Source organism: Aeromonas sp. CD, assembly GCF_033349375.1.
In the GTDB taxonomy this organism is placed as follows: Bacteria; Pseudomonadota; Gammaproteobacteria; order Enterobacterales; family Aeromonadaceae; genus Aeromonas; species Aeromonas hydrophila.
On record NZ_CP137631.1, the window covers coordinates 1232145 to 1251721 of the forward strand.

The 19577-nt window shown below is 60.4% G+C and carries 17 protein-coding genes; 16 read left to right on the forward strand and 1 reads right to left on the reverse strand.

The window, feature by feature from the left end:
* Positions 1-80 precede the first annotated feature (80 nt).
* A complete protein-coding gene (map, locus tag R2E40_RS05775) occupies positions 81-869 on the reverse strand; it encodes a type I methionyl aminopeptidase (protein ID WP_011705093.1) in 789 nt (262 codons plus the stop codon).
* 359 nt (positions 870-1228) lie between these two features.
* On the opposite strand from map, the gene rpsB reads away from it, so the two are divergent.
* From rpsB to dnaE, 16 genes are all read left to right on the forward strand, one after another.
* Entirely contained in the window at positions 1229-1957 is a 729-nt protein-coding gene (gene rpsB, locus R2E40_RS05780) for a 30S ribosomal protein S2 (protein ID WP_005303470.1), read from the forward strand.
* 104 nt (positions 1958-2061) lie between these two features.
* Positions 2062-2943 (forward strand): translation elongation factor Ts, encoded by an 882-nt coding sequence (gene tsf / locus R2E40_RS05785; protein ID WP_016349867.1) that lies wholly within the window; start codon positions 2062-2064, stop codon positions 2941-2943.
* Between the two features lie 71 nt (positions 2944-3014).
* Positions 3015-3749 carry a UMP kinase gene (gene pyrH, locus R2E40_RS05790; RefSeq protein ID WP_011705095.1) on the forward strand — a complete coding sequence of 245 codons (735 nt, stop codon included), beginning with the start codon at positions 3015-3017 and terminating at the stop codon, positions 3747-3749.
* Positions 3750-3843: 94 nt separating this feature from the next.
* Entirely contained in the window at positions 3844-4401 is a 558-nt protein-coding gene (gene frr, locus R2E40_RS05795) for a ribosome recycling factor (protein ID WP_085734650.1), read from the forward strand.
* A gap of 72 nt (positions 4402-4473) precedes the next feature.
* Positions 4474-5250, forward strand: coding sequence for a polyprenyl diphosphate synthase (uppS, locus tag R2E40_RS05800; RefSeq protein ID WP_318164979.1), 777 nt, complete (start codon positions 4474-4476; stop codon positions 5248-5250).
* Positions 5251-5276: 26 nt separating this feature from the next.
* A complete protein-coding gene (locus R2E40_RS05805) occupies positions 5277-6134 on the forward strand; it encodes a phosphatidate cytidylyltransferase (RefSeq protein WP_005303453.1) in 858 nt (285 codons plus the stop codon).
* A 63-nt stretch (positions 6135-6197) separates the two neighbouring features.
* Positions 6198-7391: a 1-deoxy-D-xylulose-5-phosphate reductoisomerase gene (ispC, locus tag R2E40_RS05810; RefSeq protein ID WP_113994930.1), complete on the forward strand. Its 1194-nt coding sequence runs from the start codon at positions 6198-6200 to the stop codon at positions 7389-7391.
* An 82-nt stretch (positions 7392-7473) separates the two neighbouring features.
* Complete coding sequence (gene rseP / locus R2E40_RS05815) at positions 7474-8826, forward strand: sigma E protease regulator RseP (protein ID WP_042067568.1); 1353 nt, start codon at positions 7474-7476, stop codon at positions 8824-8826.
* A gap of 34 nt (positions 8827-8860) precedes the next feature.
* The gene (gene bamA, locus R2E40_RS05820; protein ID WP_039212963.1) at positions 8861-11284 is read left to right on the forward strand and encodes an outer membrane protein assembly factor BamA; all 2424 of its coding nucleotides are present in this window, start codon (positions 8861-8863) and stop codon (positions 11282-11284) included.
* Positions 11285-11432: 148 nt separating this feature from the next.
* On the forward strand, positions 11433-11945 hold the full coding sequence (locus tag R2E40_RS05825; protein WP_011705101.1) for an OmpH family outer membrane protein: 513 nt from the start codon (positions 11433-11435) through the stop codon (positions 11943-11945).
* Positions 11946-11948: 3 nt separating this feature from the next.
* Entirely contained in the window at positions 11949-12968 is a 1020-nt protein-coding gene (gene lpxD, locus R2E40_RS05830; RefSeq protein ID WP_011705102.1) for a UDP-3-O-(3-hydroxymyristoyl)glucosamine N-acyltransferase, read from the forward strand.
* A gap of 24 nt (positions 12969-12992) precedes the next feature.
* Complete coding sequence (gene fabZ / locus R2E40_RS05835; RefSeq protein WP_010634777.1) at positions 12993-13454, forward strand: 3-hydroxyacyl-ACP dehydratase FabZ; 462 nt, start codon at positions 12993-12995, stop codon at positions 13452-13454.
* A gap of 5 nt (positions 13455-13459) precedes the next feature.
* Positions 13460-14251 (forward strand): acyl-ACP--UDP-N-acetylglucosamine O-acyltransferase, encoded by a 792-nt coding sequence (gene lpxA / locus R2E40_RS05840; RefSeq protein WP_113994928.1) that lies wholly within the window; start codon positions 13460-13462, stop codon positions 14249-14251.
* Complete coding sequence (lpxB, locus tag R2E40_RS05845) at positions 14244-15383, forward strand: lipid-A-disaccharide synthase (RefSeq protein WP_318164980.1); 1140 nt, start codon at positions 14244-14246, stop codon at positions 15381-15383. Before lpxA ends, lpxB begins: the two co-directional genes overlap by 8 nt.
* Before the next feature lie 75 nt (positions 15384-15458).
* Entirely contained in the window at positions 15459-16049 is a 591-nt protein-coding gene (gene rnhB / locus R2E40_RS05850; RefSeq protein WP_039212964.1) for a ribonuclease HII, read from the forward strand.
* A gap of 38 nt (positions 16050-16087) precedes the next feature.
* Positions 16088-19567 (forward strand): DNA polymerase III subunit alpha, encoded by a 3480-nt coding sequence (dnaE, locus tag R2E40_RS05855; protein ID WP_011705106.1) that lies wholly within the window; start codon positions 16088-16090, stop codon positions 19565-19567.
* Positions 19568-19577 lie beyond the last annotated feature (10 nt).

Here is a 19577-nt window from a genome sequence, read left to right on the forward strand (position 1 = left end):
TGTCGCACGCATGTGCGCTGTTCTCGCACGGTTTCGCGGCTGATAAAAACAAAACCCCGGCGGGAGGCCGGGGTTTGATGTTAACCGTGTTTGATGAGACGGTCGATAGTGTCATCCGGACGCAGGGTCAGTACCTCGCAGCCATCCTCGGTCACCAGCAGGGTGTGTTCCCACTGGGCGGAGTCGCCGCCGTCCTTGGTGGTTACGGTCCAGCCATCCTTCGGGTTGACCTTGCAGTGGTACTTCTTGCTGTTGACCATGGGCTCGATGGTGAAGCACATGCCCGGCTTGAGCTCCTGCTTGCCGCCGTTGCGATAGTGCAGGATCTGCGGCTCTTCATGGAACTCGGCCCCGATGCCGTGGCCGCAGTAGTCGCGTACCACGGAGAAACCGGCCTTCTCGACGATGGGCTGGATCACGGCGCCGATCTCGGTGATGCACATGCCCGGACGCACCTGCTTGATGGCGGCGTAGAGGCTCTCCTGGGCGACCTTGCACAGCTGACGGCGCAGCGGGGTGGTCTCACCCACGATGAACATGGCGGAGGTATCGCCGTGGTAGCCATCCTTGATGACGGTGATGTCCAGGTTGATGATGTCCCCTTCCCGCAATTTCTTGTGGTTCGGGATGCCGTGGCAGATCACATCGTTCACCGAGGTGCAGATGGACTTGGGGAAGCCGTGGTAGTTGAGCGGCGCAGGGATGGCCTGCTGCACGTCGACGATGTAGTCGTGGCAGAGGGTGTTCAGTTCGTCGGTGGTGACGCCCGCCTTGACGTGGGGGGCGATCATGACCAGCACATCGGCGGCCAGTTGGCCGGCAACGCGCATCTTTTCAATCTCTTCCGGTGTCTTGATTTTAATGGACATGGGATCTCTCTTGGGACCTGATCGCGCATCTATCGATGTCCGGCAATCAGGTAATGAAAAATAGATGCGTTTGCAATCAGGCCAAAATTTTATCCCCAACCCCCGTTTACTTCCAGTGTGATTGTCATCACAGCGTCAAATCGGCGCTTCAGCATGCAGCTCAGGGATCCATTTTTAGCGGTCCGGCTGGTGGTGTCCTGACCAAAGTTATGGTATAAAGCGCGCCGGAATGGGGAACTTGTGTCCTCATGCCATCACCCTTACTTAAACAACACACACACATCGACACATATGCCGGGGTGCCTTAACGGGTCGGTTATATGGGATGTGTGGAGGCCTAACCCCAATAGAGGTATAAAATGGCTAAAGTTTCTATGCGCGACATGCTGCAAGCCGGCGTTCACTTCGGTCACCAGACTCGTTACTGGAACCCGAAAATGAAGTCCTACATCTTCGGTGCCCGCAGCAAGGTTCACATCATCAACCTGGAAAAAACCGTTCCGATGTTTGACGATGCCATGAACTTCATCAGCTCCGTAGCTGCCAAGAAGGGCAAGGTACTGTTCGTAGGTACCAAGCGTGCCGCGTCTGAAGCCGTAAAAGAAGCCGCTGAGCGTTGCGACCAGTTCTATGTTAACCACCGCTGGCTGGGCGGCATGCTGACCAACTGGAAAACCGTTCGTCAGTCCATCAAGCGCCTGAAAGATCTGGAAACCCAGAGCCAAGACGGTACCTTCGACAAGCTGACCAAGAAAGAGGCGCTGATGCGTACTCGCGAAATGGAAAAGCTGGAGAAGAGCCTGGGTGGTATCAAGAACATGGGCGGCCTGCCTGACGTTCTGTTCGTTGTCGATGCCGACCACGAGCACATCGCTATCAAAGAAGCCAACAACCTGGGTATCCCGGTAGTTTCCATCGTTGATACCAACTCCAACCCGGACGGCGTTGACTATGTCATCCCGGGTAACGACGACGCTATCCGTGCCGTTCAGCTGTACCTGAATGCTGCTGCTGACACCGTACTGGAAGCTCGCGCTCAGGACATCGTTGTTCAAGCCGAACAAGATGGCTTCGTTGAAGCTGAGTAATTGATAAGGACTGCAAAGCCCTTATTAACCAAGCTGATGTAATTGGTTAGCAGGGGCCCTTGTGGCCCCTGTTTCTTGTCAATTCAAGACCGAGGATACTGGACATGGCAAACATTTCTGCCGCCCTGGTAAAAGAACTGCGCGAGCGCACCGCCGCTGGCATGATGGATTGCAAAAAAGCACTGGAAGAAGCCAACGGTGATATCGAACTGGCTATCGAAAACATGCGCAAATCCGGTCAGGCCAAAGCCGCCAAGAAAGCTGGCCGTATCGCCGCTGAAGGTGTGATCTTCGCCCGTACCGAAGGCAACGTTGCCGTCATGATCGAGCTGAACTGCGAGACTGACTTCGTTTCCAAGGATGCCGGCTTCCTGGCCATGGGTCAGAAAATCGTTGAAATCGCCGCGACCCAGAAGATCGCTGACGTTGACGCGCTGAAAGCCGCCGACTTCGGCAACGGCGAGTCCGTTGAGCTGACCATCACCAACCTGATCGCCAAGATCGGTGAGAACATGAACCTGCGTCGCGTGATGCTGGTTGAAGGTGACAACCTGGGCACCTACGTTCACGGCTCCCGCATCGGTGTTATCACCAAGCTGGCCGGTGGTTCCGACGAGCTGGCCAAAGATCTGGCCATGCACGTTGCTGCCAACAGCCCGCAATTCGTCAAGCCGGAAGATGTATCTGCCGAAGTCGTTGCCAAAGAGCGCGAAATCCAGATCGACATCGCCATCAACTCTGGCAAGCCGAAAGAGATCGCCGAGAAAATGGTTGAAGGCCGCATGAAGAAGTTCACCGGTGAGGTTTCCCTGACTGGTCAACCGTTCGTGAAAGATCCTTCCATGACCGTTGCCGAGCTGCTGAAGAAAGAAGGCGCTGACGTTGTTTCCTTCACCCGTTTCGAAGTGGGCGAAGGCATCGAGAAGCAAGAGACCGATTTCGCTGCGGAAGTTGCAGCCCAAATCGCGGCCGCTCAAAAGGCCTAATCGAACCGGTTTTTCCGTTTCCCCAGACCGCGACTTATGTCGCGGTCTTTATATGACCAGGAATCAGTGACATGAGTACCAATCCCAAGCCTGCATACAGACGTGTTCTTCTGAAGTTGAGTGGTGAAGCCCTGCAAGGATCCGAGGGTTTTGGCATTGATCCGGCGGTGCTGGATCGGATGGCCCAAGAGATCAAAGAACTGGTTGAGCTGGGTGTTCAGGTCGGTCTGGTCATCGGTGGCGGCAACCTGTTCCGTGGTGCCGGTCTTGCCAAGGCGGGCATGAACCGCGTGGTGGGCGACCACATGGGTATGCTGGCTACCGTGATGAACGGTCTGGCCATGCGTGATGCCCTGCATCGTGCTTATGTGAATGCCCGTCTGATGTCTGCCATCTCCCTGCAAGGCATCTGTGACTCCTATGTCTGGGCCGAAGCCATCAGCCAGCTGCGTGCCGGCAAGGTGGTGATCTTCTCCGCCGGTACCGGCAACCCCTTCTTCACTACCGATTCTGCGGCCTGTCTGCGCGGGATCGAGATCGAAGCTGACGTCGTGCTCAAGGCCACCAAGGTCGATGGCGTGTTCACCGACGATCCGGTCAAGAACCCGGATGCCGTGCTGTGTCATGAACTGAGTTATGATGAAGTTCTTGAAAAAGAACTCAAAGTAATGGATCTTGCTGCTTTTACTCTGGCCCGCGACCACGATCTGCCGATCCGGGTGTTCAACATGAACAAGCCGGGTGCGCTGCGTCGGGTGATCATGGGCGAGCCGGAAGGTACCCTGATTCATCACGTCAGCAAGTGAGACAAGCGTGAGCTTCGGCTCGTTTGTCCATGACGCCAGCCAATAAGATAGATACGGGCCGGTTGACGGCTCGTTCGCCAAAAGGAAAACCACTGTGATCAACGAGATTAAAAACGACGCCAAGGACCGCATGGCCAAGAGCGTAGAATCGCTCAAGACCCAGATGTCCAAGATCCGTACCGGCCGTGCTCACCCGAGCCTGCTCGACGGTATCCAGGTGGAGTATTACGGTGCGGCCACTCCTCTGAAACAGTTGGCCAACGTGGTGGCTGAAGATGCCCGCACCCTCTCCATCTCCATCTTTGACCGCTCCATGATCCAGGCGGTGGAAAAGGCCATCCTGACCTCCGATCTGGGTCTCAACCCGTCCAGCAACGGCCAGACCCTGCGCGTGCCGCTGCCGCCGCTGACCGAAGAGCGTCGTCGCGACCTGACCAAGATCGTGCGTGCCGAAGCGGAAGGTGCCCGGGTTGCCGTGCGCAACATCCGTCGCGATGCCAACGCCGACTTCAAAGCGCTGCTCAAAGACAAAGAGATCTCCGAAGACGACGACCGTCGTGCTCAGGAAGAGATCCAGAAGCTGACCGATTCCTTCATCAAGCTGGTAGACGAAGCACTGGCCCTGAAGGAAAAGGAGCTAATGGAAATCTAAGCCTCTGACAGGTATATTACGAGCGCCGTGTAGTGCCCCTGCACGGCGCTTTTGTCTTTGTGGGAGAAATGAATGTCGCTTTTGGCAGCCGTAGGTGATTGCGCCAATTCGTCCTTGCCTCGTCACGTCGCCATCATCATGGATGGCAACGGACGCTGGGCCCAGAACCGTGGCAAGATGCGGGTCTATGGCCACAAGGCAGGCGTGAAGTCTGTTCGCGAGGCGGTAACCTTTGCTGCGCGGGCCAAGATAGACGCGCTGACCCTGTTTGCGTTTTCCAGCGAGAACTGGCGTCGCCCGGAGGGGGAGGTCAGCGCCTTGATGGAGCTGTTCATGACGGTGCTGGGCCGTGAGGTGCAGAAGCTGCACAGCAACGGCATCCGGCTCAAGGTGATCGGCGATACCGCCCGTTTCAGCGAGCGTCTGCAGGCCAAGATTGCCAAGGCGGAGGCGCTGACCGCCAACAACCAGGGGCTGACCCTCAATATCGCCGCCAATTATGGTGGCCAGTGGGACATCGCTCAGGCGGCCCGCAAGCTGGCCCGTGCCGTGGCGAGCGGGGAACTGGCTGCCGACCAGATAGATGAAGCCATGCTTGGCCGCGAGGTATGCATGGCCGACCTGCCGCCGGTGGATCTGCTGATCCGCACCGCGGGCGATCATCGCATCAGCAATTTTGTGTTATGGCAGCTCGCCTATGCCGAGCTCTATTTTACCCCGGTGCTGTGGCCTGATTTCAACGAGGCCGAGTTCAGCGAGGCCGTTGCCTCCTTCGTGGCCCGTGAGCGTCGTTTCGGCTGCACGGGTGAACAGATCCGGGAATTGATCGCCGAGCAACAGACCGGCTAACCCCCCTCCCAAGAGAGAGGCTTCTTTTGCTAAAACAACGAATTATTACCGCATTGCTACTGGTTCCCCTGGTGTTGGGGGCGCTGTTTTTTCTGCCGTTGAAATTCTTTGCCCTGTTGGCATCTCTGGTATTTCTGTTGGCCAGCCGCGAGTGGAGCGGCTTCGTCTCTGCCAAGCCGCAGCAGTGGCTGCCGCTGGTGTACTGCCTGCTGCTCGGGGCCAGCCTGTTCTGGCTGCCGGTGGAGCAGCTGTGGACTCCTCATCTGCATCCGCTGGTGATGGGCGTGCTCTGGACCGCCGTCAGCTGGTGGCTGCTGGGGCTGCTGCTGGTGTTGCGCTATCCCCAGAGCGCCAAGCTGTGGAAGGAGTCCATCTGGCTCAAGTCCCTGTTCGGCCTGGTGACCCTGGTCCCCTTCTTCTGGTCCCTGGTGGCCATCCGTGGTTACAACTTCTATCACGACCCCATGATGGGGGCTTGGATCCTGCTATTCGTGATGGGACTGGTCTGGGCGGCAGATTCTGGCGCGTATTTTTTCGGCAAGGCGTTCGGCAAGCACAAGCTGGCGCCGGCCGTGAGCCCCGGTAAAACCATTGAAGGCATGTGTGGCGGCTTGTTTACCGCCAGCCTGCTGGCGGTCGGGGTGACCTGGTTCATGGGCTTCGTGCCCGCCAAGATGGCCATAGTGCTGTTCTGCTCCTTGCTGGCGGTGCTGGCCTCGGTACTCGGTGACCTGACCGAGAGCATGTTCAAGCGCGAAGCCGGCATCAAGGATTCAGGTACCCTGTTGCCCGGTCACGGTGGCATCCTCGATCGGATCGACAGCCTGACCGCCGCGCTGCCGGTATTCCTGCTCAGCTATCTGCTGCTCAGTCAGGAGTTTTGATGCTCAGCCTGATGCGTCTGCCTGCGGCGGGCGCCATCCATTCGTCATACAGCGGGAGTTTTGATGCATAACCTGGTGATTCTGGGAGCCTCCGGCTCCATCGGTCAGAGTACGCTCAAGGTACTGCGGCACAATCCGGGGCGTTGGCAGGTGCTGGCGCTGACCGCGGCCCGCAGCGTGGAGGCCATGCTGCGCGACTGCCTCGAATTCTCTCCCCGCTTCGCTGTCATGGTGGACGAGGCCGCCGCCAGCGAGCTGGCCGCTCAACTCAAGACCCACGGCAGTGCGACCCGTGTCATGGCTGGCCCGGCCGCCCTGTGCGAAGTAGCCGCTCACCCCGATGCCCACAGCGTGATGGCCGCCATCGTCGGCGCCGCCGGGCTTGCGCCCACCATGGCCGCGGTGCGTGCCGGCAAGCGCATCCTGCTGGCCAACAAGGAGGCCCTGGTGATGTCCGGCGCCTTCTTCATGGAGGCGGTGCGCGAGCACGGGGCCGAGCTGCTGCCCATCGACAGCGAACACAACGCCATTTTCCAGTGCCTGCCCGAGGCCATCCAGCGCCAGCCGGGCTTTTGCGACCTGGCGGGAGCGGGCATCAGCAAGATCCTGCTGACCGGCTCCGGCGGCCCGTTCCGTTATACCGACATCGCTGAGCTGGCCCGCGTCACCCCGGCTCAGGCCATCGCCCATCCCAACTGGTCCATGGGGGCCAAGATCTCGGTCGACTCCGCCACCATGATCAACAAGGGGCTGGAGTATATCGAGGCGCGCTGGCTGTTCAACGCGGCGCCCGAGCAGATCCAGGTGGTGATCCATCCCCAGTCGGTGATTCACTCCATGGTGCAGTACAAGGACGGCTCCGTGCTGGCCCAGCTCGGCAATCCGGACATGTGCACCCCCATCGCCCACGCGCTGGCCTATCCGGCTCGAATCGAGTCCGGTGTGGAACCTTTGGATTTCTTCAGTGTCGGAGAGTTCAGCTTTATCCGTCCCGACTATGAGCGCTATCCCTGCCTGCAGCTTGCCATGCATGCCTGTCAGCAGGGGCAGGCTGCGACCACGGCCCTCAATGCCGCCAACGAGGAGGCCGTGGCGGCTTTCCTTGCAGAGCGGATCGGTTTTATGGATATTGCCAGAGTCAATGAGGCCACCATGCTCGCCTTGGGCGGTACGGCGGCCGGTTCGCTGGACGATTTGATTGCGCTGGATGGGGCGGCCCGTGCCCGTGCTCACAATTTGATTGAGGAGCTTAGCTGATGAGAGCTGTTTCGTGGCATTGTGCTGCCTTCACCCTGATTGTCGGAGACAGGACCATGCATGAAAGCGAGGTGATGGGCTGATGGGCGGTGTGTTGTGGAACATCGGTGCCTTTATCGTCGCCCTCGGGCTGCTGGTTGCGGTACATGAATTCGGCCACTTCTGGGTGGCCCGTCGTTGCGGCGTCAAGGTGGAGCGCTTCTCCATCGGTTTCGGCAAGGCCATCTGGCGCCGGCTCGGCAAGGATGGCACCGAATACGTGCTGGCCCTGATCCCCCTCGGCGGTTACGTCAAGATGCTGGACGGCCGGGTGGACGAGCTCAAGCCCGGTGACGAGCAGTACGCTTTCAATCACAAGAGCGTCTGGGCGCGGATGGCTATCGTGGCTGCCGGCCCCATGGCCAACTTCGTGTTTGCCCTGTTCGCCCTCTGGCTGATGTTCATGATCGGTGTGCCCGCCGTCAAACCCGTGGTGGGCGAGGTGCGTCCCGCCTCCATCGTGGCGGCGGCCGGGGTGGAACCCGGCATGGAGATCGTCGGCGTCGGCGGCGAGGAGACCGGTGACTGGGAGAGCGTGACCTATGCCCTCATCAGCCACCTTGGCGATGATTCGGTCCAGCTCAAGCTCAAAGCGGCCAACACCAGCTACGCGGTGGACAAGACCCTGCAGCTGGCCGGCTGGAAATTTGACCCAGACAAGGAGTCTCCCATCGGCAGCCTGGGCATAGTGCCGCTTGGCGGCAAGGTGCTGCCTGTGGTCGATGCGGTGGTGGCCGCGAGCGCCAGCGAGAAGGCCGGCATTCAGGCGGGCGATCGCATCAAGCGGGTAGGGGAGCAGGAGATCACCGAGTGGGCCCAGTTTGTCCATCAGGTACAGCAGTCGCCCCAGCAGCCGCTTGAGGTGACCGTCGAGCGGGCGGGCAGCGAGCTGACCCTGACGCTGACGCCGGATGCCAAGAAGGTGCGGGGCCAGCTGGTCGGTTTCGTCGGCCTGTCGCCGCAACTGGTTCCATTACCGGATGAGTATCGGATTCTGTTACAGTATGGGCCTTTGCAAGCCCTGTGGCAGGGTGCCCAGAAGACCTGGAGCCTGACCACCCTGACCTTCGACATGATCGGCAAGCTGATCGGTGGCATCGTCTCGCTGGACAACCTGAGCGGCCCCATTTCGATTGCCAAGGGCGCGGGCAGCAGTGCCGACTACGGTCTGGTCTACTTTCTCGGCTTTCTGGCGCTGATCAGCGTCAACCTGGGGATCATCAACCTGTTCCCCCTGCCGGTGCTGGACGGTGGCCATCTGGTCTACTTCCTCATCGAGGCGGTCACCGGCAAACCGGTATCAGAAAAAATTCAGGAAGTGGGTTTCCGGATTGGCGCCGCCATTCTGATGTTACTGATGGGTATTGCGCTGTTTAATGATTTCGCTCGCCTCTGAGGCCAGAGCATCAACAAGGACACATAAGAACAAAATGGCTGTTAAAAAAGCATTGGTGTTGAGTTGCCTGCTGGGTGCCAGTTTCCTGGCCCAGGCGGCCCCTGCCTCTTTTGTGGTGCAAGATATTCAGGTTGAAGGTCTGCAGCGGGTGACCCTGGGGGCCGCCCTGCTGAACCTGCCGATCCGGGTGGGCGATTCCGTCGATTCCGTGACGCTGGCCAACGCCATCAAGAAGCTCTATGCCTCCGGCAACTTCGAGGACGTCAAGGTCTACCGCGACGGCCAGGTGCTGCAAGTGGCGGTCAAAGAGCGGCCGACCATCTCCAGCATCGAGTTCTCCGGCAACAAGGATATCAAGGAAGAGCAGCTGACCCAGAGCCTGGAGTCCTCCGGCATCCGGGTGGGTGATCCGCTGGATCGCACCGTGCTGAGCTCCCTCGAGAAGGGGCTGGAAGATTTCTACTACGGCGTGGGCAAGTACTCCGCCAAGGTCAAGGCCATCGTTACCCCGCTGCCGCGCAACCGGGTCGACCTCAAGTTCACCTTCGTGGAAGGGGAAGCGGCCAAGATCCAGCAGATCAACATCGTCGGCAACAACGTGTTCCCGGAAGAGAAGCTGCTGGCCCAGCTCTCCCTCAAGGACGACGTGCCCTGGTGGAACTTCACCGGTGACCAGCGCTACCAGAAGCAGAAACTGGCCGGCGACATCGAAACTCTGCGCTCCTACTACATGGACCGCGGCTACATCCGCTTTACCCAGGAGTCGACCCAGGTCTCCATGACCCCGGACAAGAAGGGGGTCTACGTCACCCTCAACGTCAAGGAAGGGGATCAGTACAAGGTGTCCGGCATCCAGCTCAAGGGCGATCTGATCGATCGCGGCGGCGAGATGAAGGGGCTCATCCCCATCGAGACCGGCAGCATCTACTCCGCGAGCCAGGTGACCCACACCGAAGAGGTGCTCTCCAAGTTCCTCGGTCGCTACGGCTACGCCTACCCGAAAGTGGTCACCTTCCCGCAGGTCAACGATAAGACCAAGGAAGTGGAGCTCATCGTCAACATCGAGCCGGGCCCCCGCGTCTATGTGCGCAACATCAACTTCACCGGCAACGTCACCACCAAGGACGAAGTGCTGCGCCGCGAGATGCGTCAGATGGAGGGCACCTGGCTCTCTTCCGACAGCGTCGAGCAGTCCAAGACCCGTCTCAACCGTCTCGGCTTCTTCGAAACCGCCGAAGTGGACACCAAGCGGGTGCCGGGCAGCGATGACCAGGTCGATCTGGACTTCAAGGTCAAGGAGCAGCCGGCCGGTTCCATCAACGCCGGTGTGGGCTACGGTACTGAATCTGGCCTGAGTCTGCAGGCGGGCCTGCAGCAGGACAACTTCATGGGGACCGGCAAGAAGATCGGCATCTCCGCCAGTACCAACAAGTACTCCAAGAGCGTCGACCTCAGCTACAACGATCCCTACTTCACCGTGGACGGGGTCAGCCTCGGCGGTCGTCTCTACTACAACCAGTTCAGTGCGGCCGACGCCAACATCGTGGACTACGAGAACACCACCATCGGCTTCCGCCTCTCCAGTGGTTTCCCGGTCAACGAGAACAACCGTCTCGACTTCAGCCTCGGGGTCGAAAACAACAAACTGTCCCAGCCCAACCCCTATCTGCAGGTGGATGAGTTCTGGAAGGTGTACAGCGAGAACAAGGATGGCGACAACCGCATGGTGTTCAACACCGTCGACGTCACCGCCGGCTGGACCCGTTCCACCCTCAACAAGGGCCAGTTCCCCACCGCCGGTGACCGTCAGCGGGTCAACGCCAAGGTGACCGTGCCGGGCATGGATCTGCAGTACTTCAAGCTCAACGCCGAAGACGCGCACTACTTCCCGTTCGATGCGGATCACAAGTGGGTGCTGATGGCCAAGGCGCGTGCCTCCTACGGCAACGGCTACGGCAGCAACGGCAGCTATGACCACGTCTTGCCGTTCTTCGAGAACTACTTCGCCGGTGGTTTCGATACCCTGCGCGGCTTCAAGAGCAATACCGTGGGTCCGAAGGCGCTCTACTACTACAACCTGAGCGGCAACGACGTCATCCAGGGCACCGACAGCTCGGTGGGCGGCAACGCCCTGGCGGTCGCCTCCCTCGAGATGATAGTGCCGACGCCGTTTGCGTCCGAGACCTATCAGCCGCAACTGCGGACCAGCTTCTTCATCGATGCCGGCTCCGTGTGGGATACCACCTTCGACTATGACCAGTACCGCAACCGTTGCTTCAGCGGCTGCAACTATCTGGCCGACTATTCGGATCCGACCAACTACCGCGCCTCGGCCGGTCTGTCGCTGCAGTGGCTCTCCCCGATGGGCCCGCTGGTGTTCGCGATTGCCCGTCCGCTCAAGCAGTACGAGGGCGACCGGACCGAGTTCTTCTCATTCAACATCGGCCGTACCTTCTAAGGACGGACTCTGCCCCCACCCAGCGGTGGGGGTATTCAATGATGGGACGCGCAGCTTGCGTGCCTCACCAGGTAACAAGTCGGTCCGGGTACCACTTGCATAATCAGGTAAATCAGGTAGCCCTCACATGAGGGAACAAGGAGTAAGTGTGAATAAAGCGTTGAAAGTAGCTGGTTTGAGTTTTGCACTGATGGCTGCCGGCATGGGCTCCGCCTTGGCCGAGACCAAGATCGCCGTGGTCGACATGGGCGAAGTATTCCAAAAGCTGCCCCAGCGTGAAGCAGTCTCCAAGAAGCTGAAAGGCGAATTCGAGCCGCGCATGCGTGAGCTGCAGAAGCTGGAATCCGACGGTCAGAAACTGGTCGAGAAGTTCAAGAAGGACGAAGCCTTCATGAGCGCCGAGCAGAAGAAACAGAACCAGGAGAAACTGGCCAAGCTGCAGATGGAGTTCAACCAGAAGCGTCAGGCGTTTGAACAGGACAACGGTCGCCGTCAGTCCGAAGAGCGCAACAAGATCCTGACCAAGGTGCAGGCTGCCATCGATTCCATCGCCAAGAGCAATGGTTACGATCTGGTGCTGGAGCGCAATGCCGCCCCGTATGCCGCCAGCAAGCTGGACATCTCTGCCCAGGTTATTTCTCAGGTAAGCAAGAGCAACTAATTGATGGCATTCACTCTCGCACAGCTGGCCCAGCAACTGGGGGCCCAGGTCCATGGCGACGGAACCCTGGAAATCCGCAAGGTAGCGACACTGGAAAAGGCCGGGGAGGGGGATATCACCTTCCTGTCCAATAAAAAGTACCGGCATTATCTGGAGCAGAGCAAGGCGACCGCCGTGCTCATCACAGAAGCGGATCTGCCATTTTGTCCCACCAATGCCCTGGTGCTCAAAGACCCCTATGTGGGCTTTGCCCGGGTAGCCCAACTGCTGGACACCACCCCGCAGCCGGCCACGGATATCCATCCGAGCGCCGTCATCGCGGCGGACGTGCAACTGGGCGAGAGAGTGGCCATCGGGGCCAATGCGGTGATCGAATCCGGCGTGGTGCTGGGTGACGATGTACGCATCGGCCCGGGCTGTTTCGTTGGCAAGAATACCCGACTGGGAGCTCGCTCCCGGTTGTGGGCCAACGTCACCCTGTATCACAACATCACCATGGGCACCGACTGTCTGGTTCAATCCGGCACAGTGATCGGGGCCGATGGGTTCGGTTATGCCAACGAGCGCGGCGAGTGGATCAAGATCCCCCAGCTCGGTGGCGTGACCATCGGCAACCGGGTCGAGATCGGTGCCTGCACCACCATCGACCGCGGCGCGCTGGAAGATACCCGCATCGCTGACAACGTCATCATCGACAACCAGTGCCAGATCGCTCACAACGTCGAGATCGGCTACGGCACCGCCGTGGCGGGCTCCACCGTGATGGCAGGTAGTCTCAAGGTCGGCAAATACTGTATCATTGGCGGCGCCTCCGTCTTTAACGGGCACATGGAGATCTGCGACCAGGCCACCGTTACCGGCATGGCCATGGTGATGCGACCCATTACCGAGCCCGGTGTCTACTCTTCCGGCATCCCCCTGCAAACCAATAAAGAGTGGCGCAAGACCGCCGCCCGGGTGATGCGTATCGAAGAGATGCACAAGCGGTTGAGCAAGCTTGAGAAGAAGCTGGACCAAGAATAATCACGATTGGTATAGGGTACTGTTTTGACTACTGAAAAGAAGAGCCTGGGTATCCAGGAAATAATGGATCTGCTGCCCCACCGTTATCCGTTCCTGATGGTGGACAAGGTGGAAAACTACGAGATCAGCGATGAGCGCAAGACCTTGCGTGCCATCAAGAACGTCTCGTTCAACGAGCCGATCTTTCAGGGCCACTTCCCGGCCAAGCCGGTGTTCCCCGGCGTGCTGATCCTGGAAGCCATGGCACAGGCCACCGGTATCCTGGCGTTTACCATGGTGGGCAAGCCGTCTCCCAACGAACTCTATTACTTTGCCTCAATCGACAACGCTCGTTTCAAGCGTCCGGTCGGCCCCGGCGATCAGCTGGTGCTTGACGTGGAATTCCTGAAAGAGCGTCGCGGTATCGCCAAGTTCACCGGTGTGGCCACGGTCAACGGTGAAGTGGTCTGTACCGCCGAGCTGATGTGCGCCAAACGCGAGGTTTAACACACGTGATCGACCAGACTGCCATCATTCACGATACTGCCGTCGTCCATGAGTCTGCCGTCATCGGTAAAGGGGTTGAAATCGGCCCCTTTTCTGTCATCGGTGCCGAGGTGGAAATCGGCGACAACACCTGGGTCAGCTCCCATGTGGTGATCAAGGGCCCGACCAAGATTGGTCGTGGCAACAAGATCTTCCAGCACACCTCCATCGGTGAGGATTGCCAGGACAAGAAGTACGCCGGCGAGCGCACCTTCCTCGAGATCGGCGACAACAACGTCTTTCGCGAGAACTGCACCGTGCACCGTGGCACCATCCAGGATCAGTCCCTGACCAAGATCGGCAGCGGCAACCTGTTCATGGTCAACGTCCACGTGGCCCACGACTGCATCATCGGTGACAACTGCATCTTCGCCAACAACGCGACCCTGGCGGGCCACGTGGTGATCGGCGATTTCGTGATCTTCGGCGGTCTCTCCGCGATCCACCAGTTCGGCCGCGTTGGCTCCCACGCCTTCGTCGGTGGCTGCGCCGCCCTCAACAAGGACGTGCCGCCCTACGTGATGGCCGCCGGCAACTACGCCAAACCGTTCGGGGTCAACTCCGAGGGGCTGCGTCGCCGCGGTTTCAGCGCTGAGGCCATCTCCGCCGTCAAGCGCGCCTACAAGGAGATCTTCCGCTCCGGCAAGACCATCGAAGAGGTGCTGCCGGTGCTGACTGAGATGGCGCAAGCCGAGCCGGCCATCCAGCTCTACGTGGATTTCCTCAAAGACAACGAGCGCGGGATCATCCGTGCCTGATCCCGTTCGCATCGGTATCGTCGCCGGAGAGGTTTCCGGCGACATTCTGGCTGCCGGCCTGGTGCGCGAGCTGCAGGCCCGCTACCCGGACGCCCAGTTCGAAGGGATCGCCGGGCCGCGCATGCAGGCCCTCGGCGTGAAGGCGCTGTTCGAGATGGAAGAGCTTTCCGTCATGGGGATCACCGAGGTGCTGGGCCGTCTGCCGCGCATTCTCAAGGTCCGCCGCGAACTGCTGCTCCACTTCATCGCGAATCCGCCCGACATCTTCATCGGGGTGGATGCACCGGATTTCAATATCGGGGTGGAGCTCAAACTGCGCCGCGCCGGTATCAAGACGGTTCACTACGTCAGCCCCTCGGTGTGGGCCTGGCGCCAGAACCGCATTCACAAGATCAAGGCCGCCACCGACATGGTGCTCGCCTTCCTGCCGTTCGAGAAAGCCTTCTACGACCGCTTCGATGCCCCTTGCCGTTTCGTCGGCCACACCATGGCGGACGACATCCCGCTGGTGCCGGATCAGGCCGCGGTACGCAGAACCCTCGGCATCGACGCCAACCGGCGCTGGCTGGCGGTGCTGCCGGGCAGCCGCAGTGCCGAGGTGGGCTTTATGTCGCCGCTGTTTCTCGATGCCTGCAAACACCTGACGGTGCGCTATCCGGATCTCGGTTTCATCGTGCCGCTGGTCAACCAGAAGCGGCGCGAGCAGTTCCTGGCCATCAAGGCCGAACTGGCGCCGGATCTCGACATGGTGCTGCTGGAAGGGCAGGGCCGCGAGGCGATGATCGCCGCCGACGTGGTGATGCTGGCCTCCGGCACCGCAGCGCTTGAAGCCATGCTGGTGAAAAAGCCGATGGTGGTGGGCTACAAGCTCAAGCCGTTCAGCTACTGGCTGGCCCAGCGGCTGGTGAAGACCGAATTCGTCTCCCTGCCCAACCTGCTGGCCGGTCGCATGCTGGTGCCCGAACTCATCCAGCACGAATGCACCCCGGAGAATCTGGTGGTCGAGGTGAGCAAGTTCTTCGAGCACGACAACAGCGCGCTGGTGAACACCTTCACCGAGCTGCACCAGCTCATCCGCTGCAACGCGGATCAGCAAGCGGCCGAAGCGGTGGCCGAGCTGCTCGGCAGATAACTTCCGGGCGGCCGCAGGGGCTGCGCCAACGTGACGCCAGGCCCTGCGGGGCCTGTTTTGATTCAAGGCTACAAGATGATGATCGATATTCCTGACGACAGGTTGGTTGCCGGTGTGGACGAGGTGGGCCGTGGCCCGCTGGTGGGTGACGTGGTCACCGCCGCGGTGATTCTTGACCCGGCCAATCCCATCATCGGGCTGAACGACTCCAAGAAGCTCTCCGAGAAGAAGCGGCTCGCTCTGTTTGACGAGATCAAACAGAAGGCGCTGGCCTGGTCAGTCGGCCGTGCCAGCCCGGCGGAGATCGACGAGCTCAATATCCTGCACGCCACCATGCTGGCGATGCAGCGCGCCGTGGCGGGGCTCTCCATCGCGCCCGAGCTGGTCTTCATCGACGGCAACCGTTGCCCAAGTTTGCCGATGGAGGCCCGCGCCGTGGTCAAGGGCGACAGCCTGGTGGCCGCCATCAGCGCCGCCTCGATCCTCGCCAAGGTGACTCGCGATGCGGAGATGACCGAGCTGGACAGCCGTCATCCCGAATACGGTTTCGCCCGTCACAAGGGCTATCCGACCGCGGAGCACCTCGCCATCCTGGCCGAGCGCGGCCCGCTGCCCGAATATCGCAAAAGTTTCAAACCGGTGCGTCGCGCACTGGGGATCGAATAGACCATGCAATTTAGTCCGAGCAACGAGAGGGGATGACGATGGCTGAACCCCGTTTTATCCACCTGCGGGTCCACTCCGACTTCTCCATGGTCGACGGCCTGCAGAAGATCAATCCCATCGTCGGTGCGGCGGCGGCCAACAACATGCCGGCGCTGGCGCTGACCGACCAGATGAACATGTGCGGCCTGGTGCGCTTCTACGGCGCCGCCCACGGCAAGGGCGTCAAGCCCATCGTCGGGGCCGACTTCTGGGTGCAGAGTGACGAGCTTGGCGACGAGCAGTTCCGCCTCACCCTGCTCGCCATGGACAACGACGGCTACCAGAACATCACCCTGCTCATCTCCCGCGGCTATCAGCGCGGTCACGTGCAGGGACGCCCGGTCATCGACAAGGCCTGGCTGGCCGAACACGCCAAGGGGGTGATCGTGCTCTCCGGCGGGCGCGAGGGGGACGTGGGCAAGTTCCTGCTCAAGGGCAACCGCCAGATGACCGAGCAGTGTCTCGCCTTCTATCAGACCCACTTCCCCGACGCCTATTACCTGGAGCTGCTGCGTACCGGCCGCCCCGATGAAGAGGTCTACCTGCACATGGCGGTGGCGATTGCCACCGAGTTTGCGCTGCCGGTGGTGGCCACCAACGAGGTGGTGTTCCTCACCGCCGATGACTTCGACGCCCACGAGATCCGGGTCGCCATCCACGACGGCTACACCCTGATGGACAAGCGCCGCCCGCGCCGCTACAGCCCGCAGCAGTATCTGCGCAGCCAGGAGGAGATGGCGGAGCTGTTTGCCGACATCCCCGAGGCGCTGGAGAACACGGTGGAGATCGCCAAGCGCTGCAACGTGACGGTGCGCCTCGGCGAATACTTCCTGCCCAACTTCCCGACCGGTGACATGACCACCGAAGACTTCCTGGTCATGAAGTCGAAAGAGGGGCTGGAGGAGCGGCTGGAATTCCTGTTCCCGGATCCGGCGGTGCGGGCGGAGCGTCGTCCCGAGTATGACGAGCGTCTCGACATCGAGCTGAAAGTGATCAACCAGATGGGCTTCCCGGGTTACTTCCTCATCGTGATGGAGTTTATCCAGTGGTCCAAGGACAACGGCATTCCCGTTGGCCCGGGCCGGGGCTCGGGGGCGGGTTCCCTGGTGGCCTACGCCCTCAAGATCACCGACCTGGACCCGCTGGAATTTGATCTGCTGTTCGAACGTTTCCTGAACCCCGAGCGGGTATCCATGCCCGACTTCGACGTCGACTTCTGTATGGACCGGCGTGACGAGGTGATCGACCACGTCTCCGAGATGTACGGCCGGGAGGCGGTATCGCAGATCATCACCTTCGGCAGCATGGCGGCCAAGGCGGTGGTGCGGGACGTGGGCCGGGTGCTGGGCCACGCCTACGGCTTCGTCGACCGCATCTCCAAGCTCATTCCGCCGGATCCGGGCATGACGCTCGCCAAGGCGTTCGAGGCCGAACCCAAGCTGCCCGAGCTCTACGAGCAGGACGAGGAGGTCAAGGACCTCATCGACATGGCGCGCCGCCTCGAAGGGGTGGTGCGCAACGCCGGTAAACACGCCGGTGGCGTGGTGATCGCGCCCACCAAGATCACCGACTTCGCGCCGCTCTACTGCGATGACGAAGGCCATCACCCGGTCACCCAGTTCGACAAGAACGACGTGGAATACGCCGGGCTGGTGAAGTTTGACTTCCTCGGCCTGCGCACGCTCACCATCATCGACTGGGCGCTCGGCATGATTAATCCGCGCCTTGCCAAAGAGGGCAAGCCGCCGGTGGACATCGCCGCCATCCCCATCGACGACAAGCGCTCGTTCGACCTGCTGCAGCGCTACGAGACCACCGCGGTATTCCAGCTGGAATCCCGTGGCATGAAGGATCTCATCAAGCGGCTGCAGCCTGACTGCTTCGAAGACATGATCGCTCTGGTGGCGCTGTTCCGCCCGGGCCCGCTGCAGTCGGGCATGGTGGACAACTTCATCGAGCGCAAGCACGGCAAGGAGGCCATCTCCTATCCGGACGAGAAGTGGCAGCACGAGAGTCTGCAGCCGATCCTCGAGCCCACCTACGGCATCATCCTCTATCAGGAGCAGGTGATGCAGATTGCCCAGACCCTGGCGGGTTATACGCTGGGTGGCGCGGACATGCTGCGCCGGGCGATGGGCAAGAAAAAACCCGAAGAGATGGCCAAGCAGCGGGCCGGCTTCGAGGAGGGCGCGGTCAAGAACGGCGTCGACGGCGAGCTGGCGATGAAGATCTTCGATCTGGTGGAGAAGTTTGCAGGCTACGGCTTCAACAAATCCCACTCCGCCGCCTATGCGCTGGTCTCCTACCAGACCCTCTGGCTCAAGACCCACTTCCCGGCGGAGTTCATGGCGGCGGTGATGACCGCCGACATGGACAACACCGACAAGATAGTGACCCTGGTGGACGAGTGCCAGCGGATGGGGCTGACCGTGATCCCGCCGGACGTGAACACCGGTCGCTACCGCTTCAGCGTCAACGAAGACGGCCATATCGTCTACGGCATCGGCGCGGTGAAGGGGGTGGGGGAAGGCCCCATCGATGCGATTCTGGAAGCGCGGGATCGAGACGGGCCGTTTCGCGATCTGTTCGACTTCTGCAACCGGGTCGACATCAAGAAGCTCAACAAGCGGGTGATGGAGAAGCTCATTCTCTCCGGCGCCATGGATCGGCTCGGCCCCCACCGCGCCGCCCTGATGGCGACCCTGGAGGAGGCGATGCGCGCCGCCGAGCAGCACGCCAAGGCGCAGGCGGTGGGTCAGGTCGACATGTTCGGCGTGCTCACCGAAGAGATTGACGACGTCAAGAAGGCGTTCGCCAACGTGCCGCACTGGCCTGACAAGGTGTGGCTGGAAGGGGAGCGCGAGACCCTCGGGCTCTACCTCACCGGTCACCCCATCAACCAGTACAGCGGCGAGCTGCGTCGTTATACCTCGGGCCGACTGTGCGATCTGCACCCCACCTCCCGCGATACCGTGACCACGGCCGCCGGCTTGGTGATTGCGGCGCGCAGCATGGTGACCAAGCGTGGCAACAAGATGGGGATCTTCACCCTGGACGACCGTTCCGGTCGCCTCGATGTGACCCTGTTCAGTGAAGCGCTGGAAAAGTATGAAGAATTGATGCAAAAAGACCGTATTTTGGTGGTTTCTGGACAGGTCAGCTTTGATGACTTCTCCGGTGGCCTTAAAATGTCGGCCCGTGAATTACTGGATATCAACGATGCGAGAGAGCGTTTTGCTAGGGCGATCCGCATCTCTCTCGATGAACAGCAGATTGATGATCGTTTTTTCCCGCGTTTGTGCGAGATTTTGGAACCCGCCCGTGCCGGAGTTTGTCCGGTTCAGGTAAACTATCGTCGCCCCGGTTCCCGGGTGCGATTGACGCTCGGTACCGAGTGGCGGGTGACGCCCACCGATCAACTGATAGATGACTTGCGCGTCCTGCTTGGACGAGAGCGGGTTGAATTGGTTTTTGATTAGAGGATCTATA

Excerpts from the sequence above, each read along its gene's own strand:
- tsf (WP_016349867.1), top strand. The coding sequence starts at position 2,062 with ATGGCAAACATTTCTGCCGCCCTGGTAAAAGAACTGCGCGAGCGCACC.
- bamA (WP_039212963.1), top strand. The coding sequence starts at position 8,861 with ATGGCTGTTAAAAAAGCATTGGTGTTGAGTTGCCTGCTGGGTGCCAGT.
- dnaE (WP_011705106.1), top strand. The coding sequence starts at position 16,088 with ATGGCTGAACCCCGTTTTATCCACCTGCGGGTCCACTCCGACTTCTCC.
- pyrH (WP_011705095.1), top strand. The coding sequence starts at position 3,015 with ATGAGTACCAATCCCAAGCCTGCATACAGACGTGTTCTTCTGAAGTTG.
- map (WP_011705093.1), bottom strand. The coding sequence starts at position 869 with ATGTCCATTAAAATCAAGACACCGGAAGAGATTGAAAAGATGCGCGTT.
- lpxD (WP_011705102.1), top strand. The coding sequence starts at position 11,949 with ATGGCATTCACTCTCGCACAGCTGGCCCAGCAACTGGGGGCCCAGGTC.
- rpsB (WP_005303470.1), top strand. The coding sequence starts at position 1,229 with ATGGCTAAAGTTTCTATGCGCGACATGCTGCAAGCCGGCGTTCACTTC.
- ispC (WP_113994930.1), top strand. The coding sequence starts at position 6,198 with ATGCATAACCTGGTGATTCTGGGAGCCTCCGGCTCCATCGGTCAGAGT.
- uppS (WP_318164979.1), top strand. The coding sequence starts at position 4,474 with ATGTCGCTTTTGGCAGCCGTAGGTGATTGCGCCAATTCGTCCTTGCCT.
- rseP (WP_042067568.1), top strand. The coding sequence starts at position 7,474 with ATGGGCGGTGTGTTGTGGAACATCGGTGCCTTTATCGTCGCCCTCGGG.
- rnhB (WP_039212964.1), top strand. The coding sequence starts at position 15,459 with ATGATGATCGATATTCCTGACGACAGGTTGGTTGCCGGTGTGGACGAG.